Source organism: Anaerobium acetethylicum (genome assembly GCF_900096945.1).
GTDB classification, from domain to species: Bacteria; Bacillota; Clostridia; order Lachnospirales; family Lachnospiraceae; genus Anaerobium; species Anaerobium acetethylicum.
Genome location: NZ_FMKA01000010.1, coordinates 1 through 17,461 on the forward strand (window position 1 = coordinate 1; position 17,461 = coordinate 17,461).

15 protein-coding genes are annotated in these 17,461 nt (G+C 42.3%); 14 read left to right on the forward strand and 1 reads right to left on the reverse strand.

What is annotated here, in order from left to right; genetic code table 11:
• Positions 1-222 precede the first annotated feature (222 nt).
• The 14 genes from BJR36_RS09520 (at position 223) to BJR36_RS09585 (ending at position 15,597) form a co-directional block, all read left to right on the forward strand.
• Positions 223-777 carry a hypothetical protein gene (locus tag BJR36_RS09520; protein WP_091233321.1) on the forward strand — a complete coding sequence of 185 codons (555 nt, stop codon included), beginning with the start codon at positions 223-225 and terminating at the stop codon, positions 775-777.
• An 82-nt stretch (positions 778-859) separates the two neighbouring features.
• The gene (locus BJR36_RS09525) at positions 860-1,459 is read left to right on the forward strand and encodes a hypothetical protein (protein WP_091233325.1); all 600 of its coding nucleotides are present in this window, start codon (positions 860-862) and stop codon (positions 1,457-1,459) included.
• A 73-nt stretch (positions 1,460-1,532) separates the two neighbouring features.
• Positions 1,533-2,138, forward strand: a complete 606-nt coding sequence (locus tag BJR36_RS09530; protein WP_169823650.1) for a hypothetical protein — start codon at positions 1,533-1,535, stop codon at positions 2,136-2,138.
• 197 nt (positions 2,139-2,335) lie between these two features.
• Positions 2,336-3,037: a response regulator transcription factor gene (locus BJR36_RS09535; protein WP_091233331.1), complete on the forward strand. Its 702-nt coding sequence runs from the start codon at positions 2,336-2,338 to the stop codon at positions 3,035-3,037.
• Between the two features lie 24 nt (positions 3,038-3,061).
• A complete protein-coding gene (locus tag BJR36_RS09540; protein ID WP_091233334.1) occupies positions 3,062-4,414 on the forward strand; it encodes a sensor histidine kinase in 1,353 nt (450 codons plus the stop codon).
• Between the two features lie 162 nt (positions 4,415-4,576).
• Positions 4,577-4,966, forward strand: a complete 390-nt coding sequence (locus BJR36_RS09545; protein ID WP_207648844.1) for a hypothetical protein — start codon at positions 4,577-4,579, stop codon at positions 4,964-4,966.
• A 104-nt stretch (positions 4,967-5,070) separates the two neighbouring features.
• Positions 5,071-5,844, forward strand: a complete 774-nt coding sequence (locus tag BJR36_RS09550) for a hypothetical protein (protein ID WP_091233341.1) — start codon at positions 5,071-5,073, stop codon at positions 5,842-5,844.
• Positions 5,828-7,411: a hypothetical protein gene (locus tag BJR36_RS09555; protein WP_091233345.1), complete on the forward strand. Its 1,584-nt coding sequence runs from the start codon at positions 5,828-5,830 to the stop codon at positions 7,409-7,411. The genes BJR36_RS09550 and BJR36_RS09555 overlap by 17 nt, the downstream gene beginning before the upstream one ends.
• Complete coding sequence (locus BJR36_RS09560) at positions 7,395-8,066, forward strand: ABC transporter ATP-binding protein (RefSeq protein ID WP_091233348.1); 672 nt, start codon at positions 7,395-7,397, stop codon at positions 8,064-8,066. Before BJR36_RS09555 ends, BJR36_RS09560 begins: the two co-directional genes overlap by 17 nt.
• 542 nt (positions 8,067-8,608) lie before the next feature.
• Positions 8,609-10,117 carry an IMP dehydrogenase gene (locus BJR36_RS09565; RefSeq protein WP_091233351.1) on the forward strand — a complete coding sequence of 503 codons (1,509 nt, stop codon included), beginning with the start codon at positions 8,609-8,611 and terminating at the stop codon, positions 10,115-10,117.
• Positions 10,118-10,424: 307 nt separating this feature from the next.
• On the forward strand, positions 10,425-12,140 hold the full coding sequence (locus BJR36_RS09570) for an ABC transporter ATP-binding protein (protein ID WP_091233353.1): 1,716 nt from the start codon (positions 10,425-10,427) through the stop codon (positions 12,138-12,140).
• A 2-nt stretch (positions 12,141-12,142) separates the two neighbouring features.
• Positions 12,143-13,984 (forward strand): ABC transporter ATP-binding protein, encoded by a 1,842-nt coding sequence (locus BJR36_RS09575; RefSeq protein ID WP_091233356.1) that lies wholly within the window; start codon positions 12,143-12,145, stop codon positions 13,982-13,984.
• Entirely contained in the window at positions 13,953-14,693 is a 741-nt protein-coding gene (locus BJR36_RS09580) for an NUDIX hydrolase (protein ID WP_242875511.1), read from the forward strand. Before BJR36_RS09575 ends, BJR36_RS09580 begins: the two co-directional genes overlap by 32 nt.
• A gap of 214 nt (positions 14,694-14,907) precedes the next feature.
• Positions 14,908-15,597, forward strand: a complete 690-nt coding sequence (locus BJR36_RS09585) for a hypothetical protein (protein ID WP_091233359.1) — start codon at positions 14,908-14,910, stop codon at positions 15,595-15,597.
• Between the two features lie 178 nt (positions 15,598-15,775).
• On the opposite strand, the gene BJR36_RS09590 is transcribed toward BJR36_RS09585, so the two are convergent.
• A complete protein-coding gene (locus tag BJR36_RS09590) occupies positions 15,776-17,323 on the reverse strand; it encodes an IS1182 family transposase (RefSeq protein ID WP_091233362.1) in 1,548 nt (515 codons plus the stop codon).
• Positions 17,324-17,461: the final 138 nt, after the last annotated feature.

Sequence of the window (17,461 nt, forward strand, 5' to 3'; positions counted from 1 at the left end):
GAAAACGAGGAACTCATAGCGGCGATACAAAATAGTTGTAGGAGCCGCGCTGAGATTATTGCTTTCTTAGAGAGCAAGTAATCTATATCCCAATGTCATCGATTTCTAATAGGTCAGATGGCATTGAGTGGGTAAACCTTGGGAAGTTAGCAGTTAAGCAAGAATTGTCATAAAAACAAAATATTCATTATAATTGTATCAGCGGCAGCGTGTTTTGCAACAATGCTTTGTGTAGGAATTCCTTTGATTAATAACGGAAACCAATATGCAAATGATGTGGTGTCCGATGATCCGGCAGATTCAGATACCTATTCGAATGCAAGCTGGGATTATGTATATACAGGTATCTCTGAACTTGTATTGGCAAGTGATTTGATTGGGATGATTGAGGTGGGGGAGATTAAAAAAGAGTATGAGCTCAATGGAATTCCATTCACCCAATATAATCTAACGGTAGTAAAATCGATATTTAATTGTGAAGAGGGACAAAGTATAGTCCTCACAATGACGGGGATTAAGAATGAGGATACTGAATTAGAAATTCCAGAGGATCCGTTGCCAAGTAAAGGGGATAAATTTCTTGTTTTTGCAAAACAAAATGTGGACGGGACATATTGTATTCTTGGCGGTCCACAGGGAAGGCTAATGTATACAAATGGCATATTGAATTCAATGAATAATGTGTTTTCAAAGGTTCCAGATATGAACATTAATATTAAGGATGCGCATGAAGAGAGCATCATTAATGAAATAAATAGCGCTTTAAAAAATAAATAGGATTGAAAAAACGGTCATGGACAAGCCGTTTATTTTTCTTATTTGCAATCTGAAAGTAAAAAATTGAAGGGATGGGTAACCTATGAGAAAGAAATTGAATGTTTTGATGTTTATGGCAATAGTCATATTTGGAGGATGTTCAAATGAAAATTTCAGCAAGGGTGATTTACCAGTAACCTATTTGTCAGGCTCCTATAGTATTGATGTAAATGATTTAAGTCAGGTTATAGGGGATGCGGATTATGTATTCGTTGCGGAAGTCAAGGAAGAAATTAGAACAATTTACAAAAACAAGGTAACGATAGAGACTGACGATGGGATGAAAGAAATTAGTGATCCATATACAGAGTACTCAATTGCGGTAATTGATAACCTCAAAGGAAATCTCAGAAAGAGTGAAGCATTTAGCATAATAAAACATGGAGGAATTAGCAGTGATAATCTGTCTGTCGTTTTATATGAAGATGATATATTGTTAGAAACAAATAAATATTATATTATATCCGCCTATGCTCAGCCGGATGGTTCACTTTTGATATCGGGCCCGAATTCAAATTTGGCTTTAGAGGGGACGATTATAAGTGAGATTGTATCATCTGACGAGTATAAAGAATATGAAAATGCCTGCGAAAATGAAGTCATAACAGGCAGAATAAGATTTAAGGCTACAAATGAAGAGTGATAAATTGACAATTATATGATAAAGATAATTCTACTAGGAGATGAAGACTTTGTACTTGAATAATGAACAGAAAATGAAATTAAATAAAATAAAAAAAGGAATTCTGATTGTCTGCTCCATAATTGCAGTTGTGATTCTATTAAGCATCCTGCAGTATGCAATATACTATTATTCCAATCCAATCAAAGAAGAGGTAAGCTTTTCTGCAACAGGCTGCTTGATCTATAACACAGAAGGAAGGTTCCATGAGCTTGTCCCCGTAGAAATGTATGGCGAGAATCTCCACTATTTTTTCCGTAATAGGGAAGACTGTGTCCAAGGAGACATTTTTGTGAATGGATACAGTATTTTTGGAGAGGAAAGAAATGGGGATACCATTTACCCTGGCTTCTATACCGAGTTTTACAAAGGATCAAATTATACCTGTACAAGTGTAGGTGGTGATTATAAGCCTTTGTGCGAGATTATTGCCATATCCAGGGATTGGAATGTCATTGTCTGTGGTATAACAGTTGATTCGGCTATCAGTGACAAGGCCGGCTCTCAAGCGGGAACGCATGCTTTGCTGGTAATACAGGCAGGCGATATCGATACGGCCATTCAACATGTCAGAGAAGTTGCGTTAAACTCGGAACAGATGAATGAGTGGCTTACGAAAAATGGCTGGATGCCTTTTTGATTGCATTACAGCCGAATCTATATAATCGCGCATTCGTATTTACAATAATTGGAGAATGGGATATGATATAGAGAAAAGCAGGTGAAATTCAATTAAATGTCACCGGTCCAGAGAGAAAGCAATGAAAAATCTAGTAATGTTATGGATGCCCCATACGAAAAACAGAAAAACAGACAACATGAAGGAGTTATCATAAGATGTGCCAAGTGAAAAAAATATTGCTGGTAGATGATGAAATGGCAATAAAAAACCTGTTGGAAGTAGTTTTGAGAAAAGAGCAGTTTACTGATATATTGAAGGCCTCAACAGGGCTGGAGGCTGTCGAAATATGCAGAAACGAAGATCCGGATATCATAATTCTGGATATCATGCTTCCGGACATTGACGGCTTTGAAGTGTGCAGGAGAATACGAGAATTTTCAATCGCGCCAGTGCTGTTTCTGTCGGCAAAGTCAGAAGAGGTTGACAAGCTGGTATCATTTGCCATAGGGGGAGATGATTATATTACAAAACCATTCAGCCCCAAAGAAGTGGTGGCCCATGTAAAGGCAATGATAAGACGGATCAGCTATTATGAGGGGAAATGCAGTAAAAAGGAAAATGGTATACGCTTCGGGAAATACATGCTTGATTTCGATAAACAGGAACTGTTTAAAAATCAGAGTCCGGTGCAGCTGACAGCAAAGGAATATCTGTTATTGTCTTATCTGATTGAAAACCGCAACATTACAATCAGCAAAGAGCAAATTGTGCAGCAGGTCTGGGGAAATGCATATGAAGGATATGATAATACGGTTATGGTACATGTCAGGCATCTGAGAGAAAAAATAGAAGAAGATCCATCCAATCCAGCTTTTTTAAAAACGATCAAGGGAAGGGGATACCGGTTTGAGCTGTGATTCCGATAAGGAAATGGTGCTGCCATGAATAGAAAAATAATAGGAGAATATTTAAAGACAGTAGTGGCGGCAATAGCTGCTATTGTGCTGATATGGGTCTCGTTAAGCTATTTTCTGCTGTTTGCAGATAAATCGGTTGATACTGATCTTCCGCAATATCTGGTGCGTTCTTTCAGCCAGTATGTGAAAATAAAAGGTGATCAGGTGGAAATATCGGAGGAGGGAATCGACAGGCTGAAGCCCTATGATCTGTGGATGCAGATATTAGGTCCGGACGGAAGCGCGGTCTATGAGACGAACGTACCTGAAGAGATACCTGCTCAATACGACTGGTATCAGCTGATAAATTATACGTTGGAATCCAACAGGCTGGAAGGATATACTGTTTTTGCAACAGACGTGGAAAAACATCCTGGGTATGGAATCATAATAGGGTGCAGCAGCAACGTGGCTGGGAAAAAATCCTACAGTTATGCGGGAGAAGGGAAGGATGCGATTACAAAAAGTATCTTGATCTTAATTATATCTGCGACTGGTATTATTATGATTGCGGCATATGTCTTTTCAAAAAAAGTGTCCGGGCCGGTTGCTGCTGTAATCAGGGAAATCGATGAAATATCAAAAGAGAAGTTTGTCAAATCCCATTTTGAAGAAAATATATACAAGGATGTATTTATGCAGTTGGAAAGTCTTGATAACAAATTGAAGATGGGCAAAAAAATGAGAGAAGAATGGATTTCAAATGTTTCACATGATATCAAGACACCCCTTTCGGCAGTCAGAGGATATGCAGAGATACTCAATACACAGGATTACGAGTTCGAGCGCTCCGAAATCGGGATTTATGCGGGTGAAATATTGAAAGCGGAACAGGCAATAGAAGATCTGGTAGAGGAATTGAAAGTCAGCCAGACTTTAATAGAGGGGAAATTCCCCTTGAAAGTGGAATGTGTCAATTTGGTTGATTTGATAGAAGAATGTATTTCTGAAATTGAACCGAAGCAAAAGAGCGGAGTGAAAATTGATTTCAATTATGTAGATGAAGAAAGCATCCTATGTGACCGTATGCTGATCAAAAGGAGCCTGCTGAATATTATGCACAATGCGGTGATTCATAATGATAAATATATTGTTTTGTCCATTCGTGTCTGGAAGGAAGAAAAAGTGCATATTCTGATTAAGGATGATGGAAAAGGAATGAGTGAACATGAATTGGCCAATATTTTTGAACGGTATTATCGCGGAACCAATTCTGAACATACAAAAGGAACGGGATTAGGACTTGCAATAGCAAAGGAAGCGATATCAGCACATAACGGCATCATAAAAGTACAAAGCAGGATTGGAAAAGGAACGGAATTTGAAATCGTATTGTGAGGGACATCAGCAGAGGCTGATGTCCTTTGCGCGTCTGGCAGCCACACCGAAAAAAAAGAAAAAATTAAGGTAGAATTAAGGTACAAAAAAGGTATATGTAAGATTTGGGGATTATAATATATTTGTAAAATTCATTACTATTCAGCAAGGGAGAGGCAACTGATGAAAAGATTCATAAAAACTGTTTTAACGATGGGGATTGCACTTATAATGTTCGGAACGGCAGCATTTGCAGGAGCAAGTTATAGCGGATACAACACAATAGTAGGTAAATTTAACGGATGCGGGTATTCAGGATATCAGACAAAATCGACTGGTGGAGCAAACGGATATATCATGTCTACAATGGTAGGCGGAGACTATGAGGTCGATGTAAGAATGAATAGCAGTAAAGGGAGTGGTTCCTGGAGAAGAGATGTAACCGACGGAACATGGGGAGAACTTCCGGGATCTTCTTATCAGACAAGCGGCACCTCCGTCAGAGCACAGTTTTCCAACGATATAAATACCCCGGTAGACGTCCAGGTTATAGGGCAATGGAAAAGCAACTAAACAAGTAACCAGTTGTTAATCCAGCTACCAGGAGAATTCGTAAAACGAACTACATTGTATTTTTTGTAAACACTGAATAGTAATGATTTTTTGGGGGAATGTAAATGAACAATAGATTAGTAGCAAATGCAATAAAAGAAATGATAGTGCCAATGGCCATAATGCTTACGGCAGGCACGATTGCCTTATGTATTTCCTGTTATATGATATCGCAGAACACAGCCATCGGGGATAATCTTGAAATGTGGATCGGGGGGTGCACAGTGATAGATTTTTTTCTGCCGCTTATAGTATCTATACCATTTACTGCTTTCCTATTCATGAAAAGGAAAGACGGATTTCTATACTATGCAGCGGTAAGAACGAGCAGAAGAGCATATATTCTGGCCCAGATAGGCGCAGGGGTGCTGCTGGCTGCGATTATGGTTTTCCTGATGTATTTTATCGGGCTGCTGTTCTCGGTATATCTGTTAACGCCATCATGCCCTAGTGAAAGAAGCTATTTGTCTGCGTATCTGTTCGGCAGATACCAGGCAGAAAGTCCGGTTATATTCGGTTTCATATGGTGTATCTGGAAAAGCATTGTCGCAAGCCTGTTTGTCGCGTTTGGCTATGGGTTATCATTATTCATGGACAATATATTTGTCATTATGATCGCACCGTTTATTTACTGTATGGCGGAGAATCTGATTACGGGTACGCTGCAGATACCGCAATACAGCATCATGACTTCCTATGTTTTAAACCGATTAACGCCATCGGCGATGCATATATGGAATTATGCTGCAGGTGTTGTGATTTTTATAGTCATTTCCCTGCTCATAATAGGTGTGGCAAAATATAGAACAGGAGTCACGAATGATGGTAAGGCAGTTTAGGGGAGAACTGGTCAGGGAAGGCCAAAATAAAGGGATCGTATTACTGCTCCTGGTTTTCACTTACTTTTGTGGAACGAATATTCCGGTGGCAAAGGCAGCAAATATGTCAGCCGGAGAATATATGCTTTTGTCGCTTAGTAATCATTACTATATCGTATACGGGCTATTCCTGTTTTTTATGTTCTGGATTTTTAAGAATATCAGAAATGAAAATAACATTGAACTGATCAGGTACAGGGATCACGGTCATTATTTTGCGGTGCGGAATGGAGCAGCCGCTATAAAAATTGTAATCATAATATTCATGCATGTAAGTATTGCAGCGATACTGGGAGTTATGAATTTTGGCTTGTCTGATGAATTCAGGGGTCATGCCCTGGATACGTATTATACAAGCACCCTGCAATTTATATACCGGTTTAAAGACTATTTCAATTCACCATTGCAGGCAACGGCTGCAGTATGCATCTATATGGCAATAGGGTTCCTGTTCATATATAAAATCATGTTCTATGTGTACAAACTATTTGGAGACAGGATTGTAATCATCAGTTTGTGCATTATACTGATCAATGTCTTTATTGGATTCAAGACTGAAGTGGATGAATCAGTTCTGGAAGTGGTTTTCCTGAACAATTATTTTCTGCTTCATCACAGCTTGTTCCTGAATGGCATTTGGGCAGTAGGAACCAATATCGTAATTGCGTTTCTTGCTCCCATGCTTTTGAACAGGACAGCCATAAGAAAAAATCGAGGGAAACGGACAGGTCAGGGCAGTAATTCATATTTGAGGGACATGGCGGAGGGGAAGCTGTTGATTTCAGCAGCTGCCGTAATGATTCTGATTGGTATGAATCTGTGGGTTATGATATATGGGAACCACAATTGGATGGATTTTCTCTTTCTTAATGTTAATGGATTTTCTAAAAGCAATTTTTACTGGAAAGAGTTTCTGAGCTTCATTTCCTATTTTGTAATTCCGATTTTTATGATCAGCATGTTTCTTGAAAAAGAGAAAATGAACAGAAATACAATCAGCTTGTTCCGGTATGGGAGCCATGAAAAGTGGTATAGAAATGTTGATAAAATATTGAGAACATACGTCGTAAAGTACAGCATCCTGTATGTAGGGCTGCTTCTTTTTTTAACCTCTGCGGCGTTTTTCTTTAACCGCAGCGGGAAGTCTGATCTGGCAGAAGAGTTTATTGGGAATTATGGGATCACATCAAGCCAATTTCTTGAGTTAGCGTTATTTGCAGCTGTCGTGAGGGGAGTGGAGCTTCTGGTCCTGTTCGAAGTGGATATTCTGATATTCAGGATATCAGGGAATACGACAGTTGCCTTTTTGATGACTGGCCTTGGTTATCTTTTAGCAGGTTCTGATATTGCTCAAAGGACAGCATACCCGTTTGGAAGCTCTGCACTTTACAATATTTTAGAAACGGTATCCAGAGAAGGAATAGGAAAAGGGTGTCTGTATGTAGTGATGGCTGATGCAGGCCTGCTGAGCATATTAATGTTTACAAATAAGCTATTATGGGGGGACAGAAATGGGAAGTGTGATTAAACTTAGAAACATAGAGAAAAAATTTCAGAACAGGGAACTATATTGCTGCGTCAATCTTGAAGTCGAACAGGGGGAGTTCGTTGGATTTGTCGGAGCAAATGGTGCCGGGAAATCGGTGCTGTTTCAGATTATGACAGGACTGATTCCTCCGGACAGAGGAGAGGTCTATGTCAACGGAAAGAAGATCGGGGAGAAGAATGCAGACTTCCCGGAGGGCGTGGGAATACTCATTAATAATCCGGGTTATATTGAGTACTATTCTGGATATAAGAATCTGCAGCTCTTAGCCGGCATACAGAATGTGATTGATAATGAACAGATCAAGAAGACGATGGAGCTTGTGGGACTGGATTTTAATGATAAGACGCCGGTAAAGAAATATTCCATGGGGATGAAACAGAAACTTGGGATTGCTCAGGCAATTATGGAAAATCAGGAAATCATTATTCTGGACGAGCCTTATAATGCGCTGGACTATAAAACAAACAGAGAGATTACGGAGATCTTATCAAAGCTTAAAGAAGAAGGCAGAACAATTCTTATGACAAGCCATCAGCATAACTACCTCGACAGGCTGTGCGATACCATATATTGTCTGGATCATGGGAATCTGGTAGAATTTGATGATGAGATAAAAATGAAATATTTTGACTAGCGTGTCAGAGAGGTTGCTTTAAACTCGGAACGGATGGATGAGTGGCTTATCAGCGTTAACAATAAAATGAGAAGGGAGTAGAATTATGAAAAAACACTTAATACCTATACTTCTTTCATTATTTTCAGTGCCCCTCAGTTATATATCAACAAGTCTTATGATGTTGTCGCCATTTGAAATTAACTATTATGTTACAGTAACTCTGTTTACTTTATCGTTTAATGTAACAGCTCTTATTTTAACAGTTTCACGAAAAAAGAATAATTGTTAACACTACTGGGGCTGTTGCAAAATGACTGAAAATCAGTCGTTTTGCAACAGCCCCTTTTTTATTTGAATTATGCAACTGTTCAGAACCCCCAATATTTTGAGTTCTGATATATGTGAAAAACAGAGAAATTAATTTTTCTGCTTTAACACTCTATTTACTTGTTTAGCCTATAAGAACAAATATATACAAAAAATGAAAGCATAATCATAGAACTTGTATTTTTTTGAAAAAGGTCTATAATATTGATAAAATCATTATGGAGGTAAAAGGAATGGCATATTATTATAGTGAACCGTCACATACTTTTAGCGAATATTTATTAGTACCTGGATATTCTTCAGCAGAATGCGTACCGGCGAATGTATCTTTAAAAACACCTGTCACCAAGTTCAAAAAGGGTGAAGAACCAGAAATCTTTATGAATATTCCTCTTGTTTCAGCAATCATGCAATCTGTTTCTGATGATAAGATGGCAGTTGCGCTTGCAAAAGAAGGGGGAATTTCATTTATCTACGGTTCCCAGACGATTGAGCAGCAGGCTGAGATGGTTAAGAAGGCAAAGAGATATAAGGCTGGTTTTGTTTCCAGCGATTCCAATATAAGACCGGACCAGACACTGGAAGATATTCTTGCGCTCAAGGAAAAAACAGGGCATGCGACGGTCGCTGTCACTGACGATGGCACCCCAAATGGGAAATTGATGGGGATCGTAACGAGCAGGGATTATCGTGTCAGCCGTTTGGACAAAGCCACGAAGGTCAGCGAATTCATGACTCCCATCGAAAAGATTATTTATGGCAAAGAGGGAATCACATTAAAAGAAGCGAACAATATGATCTGGGACCATAAACTCAATACGCTGCCGATTATAAATGACAGCCAGAGGCTTGTCGGTTTTGTATTCAGAAAAGATTACGATTCCCACAAGGACAATCCCCTTGAACTTCTGGACGCTTCAAAGAGATATGTTGTCGGTGCCGGTATCAATACAAAGGATTATGCGGAACGTGTTCCGGCCCTGGTTGAAGCAGGTGCAGATGTTTTGTGCATAGACTCTTCAGAAGGATTTTCAGAATGGCAGAAGATCACCATTGATTATATCCGTGAAAAATATGGTGACAGCGTAAAAATCGGTGCAGGCAATATCGTAGACAGAGATGGATTCAGATTCCTTGCCGAAGCAGGCGCGGACTTTATTAAAATCGGTATTGGAGGCGGCTCAATCTGTATAACCCGTGAGACAAAGGGTATCGGACGCGGTCAGGCGACAGCGGTTATTGAGGTTTCCAAGGCAAGAGATGAATATTTTGAAGAGACGGGAATCTATATACCGATCTGTGCTGACGGCGGTATCGTTCATGATTACCATCTTACGCTGGCATTGGCCATGGGATGCGATTTCTGTATGCTGGGAAGGTACTTCTCGCGATTTGATGAAAGCCCTACAAATAAGGTTATGGTAAATGGAAACTATATGAAAGAATACTGGGGCGAAGGTTCGGCAAGGGCAAGGAACTGGCAAAGATATGATCTTGGCGGTGCGGCTAAGCTTTCCTTTGAAGAAGGAGTGGATTCCTATGTGCCATATGCAGGAAGCCTCCACGACAATTTAAGTGTCACCATGAGCAAGATCCGCTCGACCATGTGCAACTGCGGCGCTCTGAATATTGCAGAACTGCAGGAAAAGGCCAAGATCACACTGGTTTCTTCTGTAAGTATTGTTGAAGGCGGAGCCCATGATGTGGTTCTAAAAGATAAAAATATAACGCCTGTCAAATAGGAATATATAAAATACCGATATCAAATAAATGAAATGCAGATATGAATAGCAGGTAGAGGTGTATGGAATAAGGATGTCTGGTAAAACCGGCAGCCGCAAGGGCTGAATCTTGCGCTGCCGGTTTTTGTTGTGCACAGGAAACTTTGTTCTATACGTACACACGCTCCTGAATCCCGATGAATTGATGATGAGATCTGGATTAGAAATGTCCTGCAGGTATTTACTACTTCTGAATAATAGGATATGATTTTAAGCATGATACTTTATCAGGCATTTCAATTTTTATGAAGAGACAGGGAATAACAAGATGGGAATTTATAAACGGTATTTCGATAAATATAAATGGATGTTCCTTACAGCAATCAGCTGCGTATTTTTTGAAGGGATATGCGATCTGCTCCAGCCAACGATTATGGCGCAGATTATTGATCAGGGGGTTAAGAACAGCAGCCTGGATACGGTGATCAGATTTGGTCTTCTGATGCTCCTGGTAACTGCTCTGGGAGCATGCTTTGCAGCGGCCAGAAGCATTCTGGCAAGCAGGGTATCGCAGAGCTTCGGCGCGGATTTAAGACATGACCTGTTTGCGAAAATCATGCGTTTTTCTGAGGCAGGCGCAGACAAAATTGAAAGCGGATCCCTCATTACGCGGATGACAAATGACACCTCCCAGATTACCCAGTTCGTGAACGGGATTATGAGAATTTTCTTTAAAGCACCTGTCACCTGCATTGGAAGCATTATTCTGGCTGTCATCCTGAGCCCGGAGCTGAGTCTGGTCATGTTTGCTGCCGTATGTCTGGTTGCAGTCTTTATTGTGATCAGCATGAAAATGAGCTACAGCCGGTTCGCAAAGGTGCAGTATGCGATTGACCGGGTGAATACGGTCGTCCAGGAATATCTGCTGGGGATAAGGCTTGTGAAGGCGTTCGGGCGTTACGAAGAAGAAGAGGCAAAGTTCGACGAAGCGAATACGGATCTTCTGAAGAAGGGGGTATCCTCCCAGCTTGTCATTGCCTGTTTTTCACCTCTGATTTCTCTTGCCGTCAGCTTAGGCATTGCCGCGATCCTTTATCTTGGAAGCATCCTGTTCGGCAGAGGGGAAATCGAAGTTGGAAGGATAGCTGCATTCATAAACTACATGGCCCAGATCCTGTCTTCCCTGATTATGATAACCAATATTTTCAACACGTTTGTCAGGACGAAGGCATCTGATGAAAGAATTCGCGAAGTGCTGGAAAGTGAAGAGGATTTCACCTGCATGGAAAAAGAAGCAGGTTATGAGTCGGGAGAAATTTCCTTTCATGATGTGACGTTTGCCTATCCGGGCGGCAGCGGGATGCCCGCAATAAAAAATCTTACATTTCACGTGGGCAGGGGAGAAACGCTGGCGATCATCGGTCCTACAGGTTCCGGGAAATCCACGGTGGCCCTGCTGTGCCTGCGATTCTATGATGCTGCAGAAGGGAAGGTCTGCCTAAACGGAACAGACATCAGACAGATGGACTGCAGGACCCTTAGGGAGAACATCTCCATAGCCCCTCAAAAAAGCATGCTTTTTACAGGAACAGTTTTTGAAAATATAGCCTGGGGCAATCCAGATGCTATGGAAGAAGAGATCAGGCAGGCAGCACGTGCTGCCCAGGCTGACGAATTTATCAGGAAAATGCCGGACCAGTATGAAAGTATTCTGGGACAGGGCGGAGTCAACCTTTCAGGCGGGCAGAAACAGCGGATTTCAATCGCCAGGGCGCTGGCAAAGAAAGCTCCTGTCCTGATTCTGGATGACTGCACAAGTGCCCTGGATGCAGTCACGGAAGCGAAGGTGAGGCAGGGCCTGAGGGCTGCTGACGGGAAGACCGTGATCATGATCACCCAGAGGATTGGAACGGCAATGGCCGCAGACAGGATACTGGTGCTTGACAATGGGGAAAAGGCAGGGTTTGGAAGCCATGATGAGCTGCTTGCTTCCTGTGAGGTGTACAGGGGGATTTTTGATTCCCAGATAGGCATGGAGGGATGATGATGGCAGAACCAACAAGAATCAATAAGAGTTATGAAAGCATCCCCAACCTGGGACGGATGTCCGGAGGCGGGCCCGCACGGTTTAATCCGTCGGCAAAGCCGAAAAACATCAGGGTGACGCTGCTGAGGCTGATCAGGATTTTTGGCTTCAGAAAAAAAGCAATCACGCTGGCAATGGTGCTGACAGTCATAGTGTCCGCAGTCTCCATGGCGACGCCTCTGCTGCTGGGAAAGGCAGTCAATACCTTTGATATCAGGACGAATAAGGCTGACAGCGGGCTTCTGGGAAAAGTTCTGTTTATATTGGTCATGTGCTATCTGACCTGCTGGGCTCTTGATACCATAAACGGGGTAATGATGGCGAAGGTCTCCCAGGATCTCGTAAGGCATATCAGAACCGGATTCTTTTCCAAACTGCAGCGGATTCCACTGGATTTCTATGACAGAAGATCCCACGGGGATACCATGAGCAGGATGACGAATGATGTTGACAATATCAGCAGCACCATCGCCCAGACCACAACACAGCTCATATCCGGCATTTTCACCATAACAGGCGCACTGGTCATGATGCTGATCTTAAGCCCGTATCTAACTCTTGTAGCCATGATATCCGTTCCACTTTTTACAATACTGACAAAAACAATATCCGGCCACAGCCGGAAGTATTTCCTTGGCCAGCAGCAGAAGCTGGGGGCGCTGAACGGAGTGATCGAGGAGAATATCGTGGGCCTGAAGATGGTAAAAGCATTCAACAGGCAGCAGAATGTCATGGAGGAGTTTGAAGCCATTAACGGGGAGCTCTGCACCCAGGCTACCAAAGCGCAGATCTGGGCCGGGTTCATGATGCCCTTCTTAAATGTCATCAACAACCTGAGTTTTGGCCTGATAGCCTTTACCGGAGGAATCCTGACCATCCAGGGAACGGTCACAGTCGGTGTGGTGGTCAGTTTTCTTACCTATTCGAAACAGTTCGGCATGCCTCTGAACAATATAGCGGGCATGTTCAATAACATCCAGTCAGCACTTGCGGGAGCCGAAAGGATTTTTGAAATCATGGATGAGGCGGAGGAGGCTTCGGATAAGGAAGATGCCAGGGAACTGGAAAATCCCAAAGGAGAAGTTGAGTTCTGCAACATATCCTTTTCCTATTCGGCAGACGCGCCTGTTTTGAAAGATGTCAGCTTCAGGGTCAGGCCAGGGGAAGTGGTTGCCCTGGTCGGCGAGACTGGGGCTGGAAAGACGACGATAGTCAACCTTCTGATCAGGTATTATGAACTGGAAAAGGGAAAAATCCTGATTGACGGCAATGATATCACGGATATTACCAGAAAGAGCCTGAGAAGCTGCTTTTCGGTGGTGCTTCAGGATACCTGTCTGTTTACCGGCAGCATCTGCGATAACATCAGATATTCGAAGCCGGCGGCCTCCGATGATGAGGTCATAGAGGCCGCAAAGGTGGCCCATGCAGACGGGTTCATTTCCCGCCTTCCGGAGGGCTGTCACACGGTCATAACAGGCAGTGCGGATAACCTGAGCCAGGGCCAGCGGCAGCTCCTGGCAATTGCAAGGGCGGTACTCTGTGACGCTCCAATCCTGATTCTGGACGAAGCGACAAGCAGCGTCGATACAAAGACGGAAAAGGAAATACAGCATGCATTCCGCAGGCTGATGAGAGATCGCACCAGCTTCCTGATTGCCCACAGGCTCTCGACGATCAGGGATGCGGACAGGATCATGGTGATCGGAGATGGAAGGATCAAGGAGAGCGGGACCCACGAAGAGCTGATGCAGAAGAAAGGTTCCTATTATGACATGGTCATCAGCCAGATGGGCGGTTGACCGGTATGTGGTGGGAGGATGGAACCAGTATCAAATAGAAATGATGAAGGGAGAGGCAGGCACTATGGACAAGATAAAGAAAGAGGCAGGGACAATGGACAAGATCAAGAATATCAAAAAATTAACAGATAACCGGTTTTTAAACATGTATGAAATGGATGCGAGAGATTCAAAGGGAAACCCTATGAAATACTATTTTGCATCCAGGGGGAAAGAGGGCGAACTCAAATGCGCGACAAAGAAAAATTTTGCTGAGGGTGTCATGGTGTATGCGGTCCTTGAGGAGGAGCCCGATAAAATCGTGCTGATCAGGCAGTACCGTTACCCGATTGATGATTATATTTACGAAATGCCGGCAGGACTGGTGGATCCAATGGAAGATGTGAACCAGACGGCTGTCCGCGAATTCAGGGAAGAGACGGGAATGGATCTGAAGGTAGTGACCTCCGGAAGTGAAAGCTGCCGCAGGCCGTTCTATACGACCATAGGATTGACGGATGAGGCAGTAAGCATCGTATATGGATATGCAGGCGGGAATGCTACGGATGCCTTTAGTGAGGACTCTGAGGATATAGAGATCATCATCGCTGACAAGGATATGGCCAGGGATATCCTGAAGAACGGGAATGTGGCCATGAAATGCGCACTTCTGCTGATGCAGTTTCTGCAGAGCGACAGGGAGAATCCCTTTGGATTTTTGGAGGTCTGAAAACAGAAAGAGTATGAGAGGACAAAAAAGCAGCGTTAAAATTTATGGTTTTTCTTCCGGGCAGACGAATAATCAAAAATGAAGGCTGATAATACGGGGAAAAAGAGTCGAATAATAGATGATAAAGGAACCTTTTTTCTATAAAATCATAGATGAAGCTTCTCAAGTGTACTATTGAGAACATAATCAGTGAATAGAAAACGAGGTAGAAAAAATGAAGAAAAATTTATTAGGAGATTTGCTTTGGGCAGCCCTGCTTCTGATCTGGGTGCTGATTCTTGTCGTGCCTGCTACCAGGGATGCATTTATGGGATTTTCGACAGAGCATGCATATGCGGGCGGGTTTATCAAATTCTTTATCCTGGCATCCATGGGCGACATGCTGGGGGCAAGAGTTTTGAATGGAGAATGGAGAATCCCAAAAGGCTTTTTCTGGAAGGCTGTCGTATGGGGGATTCTCGGTATGATGATTACATTGGTGTTCACGGTTTTCATGGCCGGGGCAGCCGGTGCACAGGCAGGCGGGAAACTGCCATGGGAAGGTTCGCAGATTGCAGTCGCATTCTTTGGAAGCCTTATCATGAATACGACATTCGGACCTATGATGTATGTATATCATAAATTCGGCGATATGCTTGTGGATATGCTGATTGAGAAAAAGGAAGGAACGCTGCAGGGCAAAATCACCATCGAAGCCATGGTAAAGAGAGTCGACTGGCAGACTCTGGTCGGATTCTCCTGGGTCAAGAGCTGTCTGCTCATCTGGACGCCATGCCATACCATCGTGTTTCTGATGGCGGCAGAGTACAGGGTATTGGCTTCGGCATTCCTCTCTATTCTACTTGGTCTTCTGGTTGCAAGTACCAAGAAGGCTTCGCAGAATAAGTTGCAGACCGCGGCATAAGGTACTAGGGAAACCTCTGAAAAACGGCAGTAATGTCTGAGGTTTCTTTGTAGTATTGTATGTTTATAAATTTCCAAAAATACTTTTTTGCAACGAAATGTCGGATTTATACTTAAAACCCAAGAATTATGAGGGATACAATCCTTATAATTCCTGGGTTTTTAGCATATTATTTTATTTAAGCAGTCCCTATGTTGAGCGATTCGATGATATGAATCGCTCTGATAATGTTGGTAACAGTATTTACCAGATTGATCTGGTTTTTTGTTTTGGCGAGTCCAATGTACCTGGTACGCCTTGCACCACGATGATTGACTTGCGTCGCAAATCGCCTTTCGATTTTAAAACGTAGGTTCAATGCGTCATTAAATTCATTCGTTTTTGCCCGCGCTTTGTCTCTCGCTATGGCATCATATCTTGATGAAATCCTGATCCGTTTTCCTCTTTCAACGAATTTGTCTTTTCTCTTGTTGAGACATTTATCACGATGCGGACAATTGTCGCAATAACGCTTGTCAAATTTGAAATCTCTATACGGATAGCTGTCTTCATCCGACTTGATAGTAACATCTCTGAACCGATTTGTTACAATACCATTCGGACAGGTCATCGACATTATATCTTCCGACACAAGAAAATCATGAGTGGTGTACCGGCCATCGGCCTCGCCCTCCGTCTCTGCATAAAAGTTTATATTCGAAATAATGTCCTTGTCTTTCAAATCAGCTCTGTTTTTTGTTGTACCATAGACTTTATCTGCTGACACTTCTTTCGGCTTCAGATGATAATTCTTTTCTACCTGTTCGACTAATGGCAGCAACTCTTTTTGGTCTCCAACATTGAAGGGCGTCTGGACAGACCCAAGGATGATTTCGCTGTCTTTATCAATGATGATATGATTCTTATATCCGGTTTTGGTCTTTCTTGTCGTTTTGTATGCAACTCTGGCTTCGGGATCGACGACGCTGATGATTTTGTCTTTTTTATTAAACAGATACCGGTCGACAAGCTCATAGCAGACAGTATATGCGTCAATATATTTGGAATTTCCCTGCAGCTCATCATATGTCTTGCAATACAATGATTCGAGCATCTGCTTCGCTGTTTCATAATGTGCTGTCGGATGGACTCGTTCCTGCTGTTCGTAGAACTTATCAATTTCGGATTCGAAATCCTGCATCCATTGTTCTGCAAGATTGGGGTTGAACTTACGGATCTCTTTCGCTACTTTTTCAACTGCCTGCCTGAGAAGTTTTTTGTCCGATGGATAGTTGACATTTGCATCGACATTCGTCGAATCGACCTGATATCTGCGTGTTTTTACGATATCTTTTTCAATGCACTGCTTAACGATAGAGGTGAAAAGCAGCTCGAAATCTTCATCGCCGATGCGTCTGGTCCTGAAGTAGCTGATTGTCGTATCATCTGGCCCGCTATCGTTTATGCTTAGCTTCAAGAACCAACGGAAAGCGATATCTGTCTGGACGCGTTGTGCAATCTGAACATCCGAAAGATTGTATATGAATTCCAATAACAGAATCTTAAACATCATAACAGGATCTTTGGAATGCCGCCCGATGTCGCTGTATTTTGATTTTAACTTCTCATATAGGAAGTCAAAGTCAAAAACTTCGTTGATCTTTACCAAAAGATGGTCTTTGGGGATAAGCTGCTCAAAGATTGTCTTATCTATAGCATTCATTTGACCGTTGTTTTTATTAAACATAATTGATTCAACCTCCCTAAAATGGATGTTCTCTTTCATTCTATTGTAGCACTTTTGCTACCAGAATGGCAGAGTTCCAGGGAGGTTGTGATGATTTATTAGTTGGTTTTAAGTTTTGTAATTATATTCGTTGTTTTG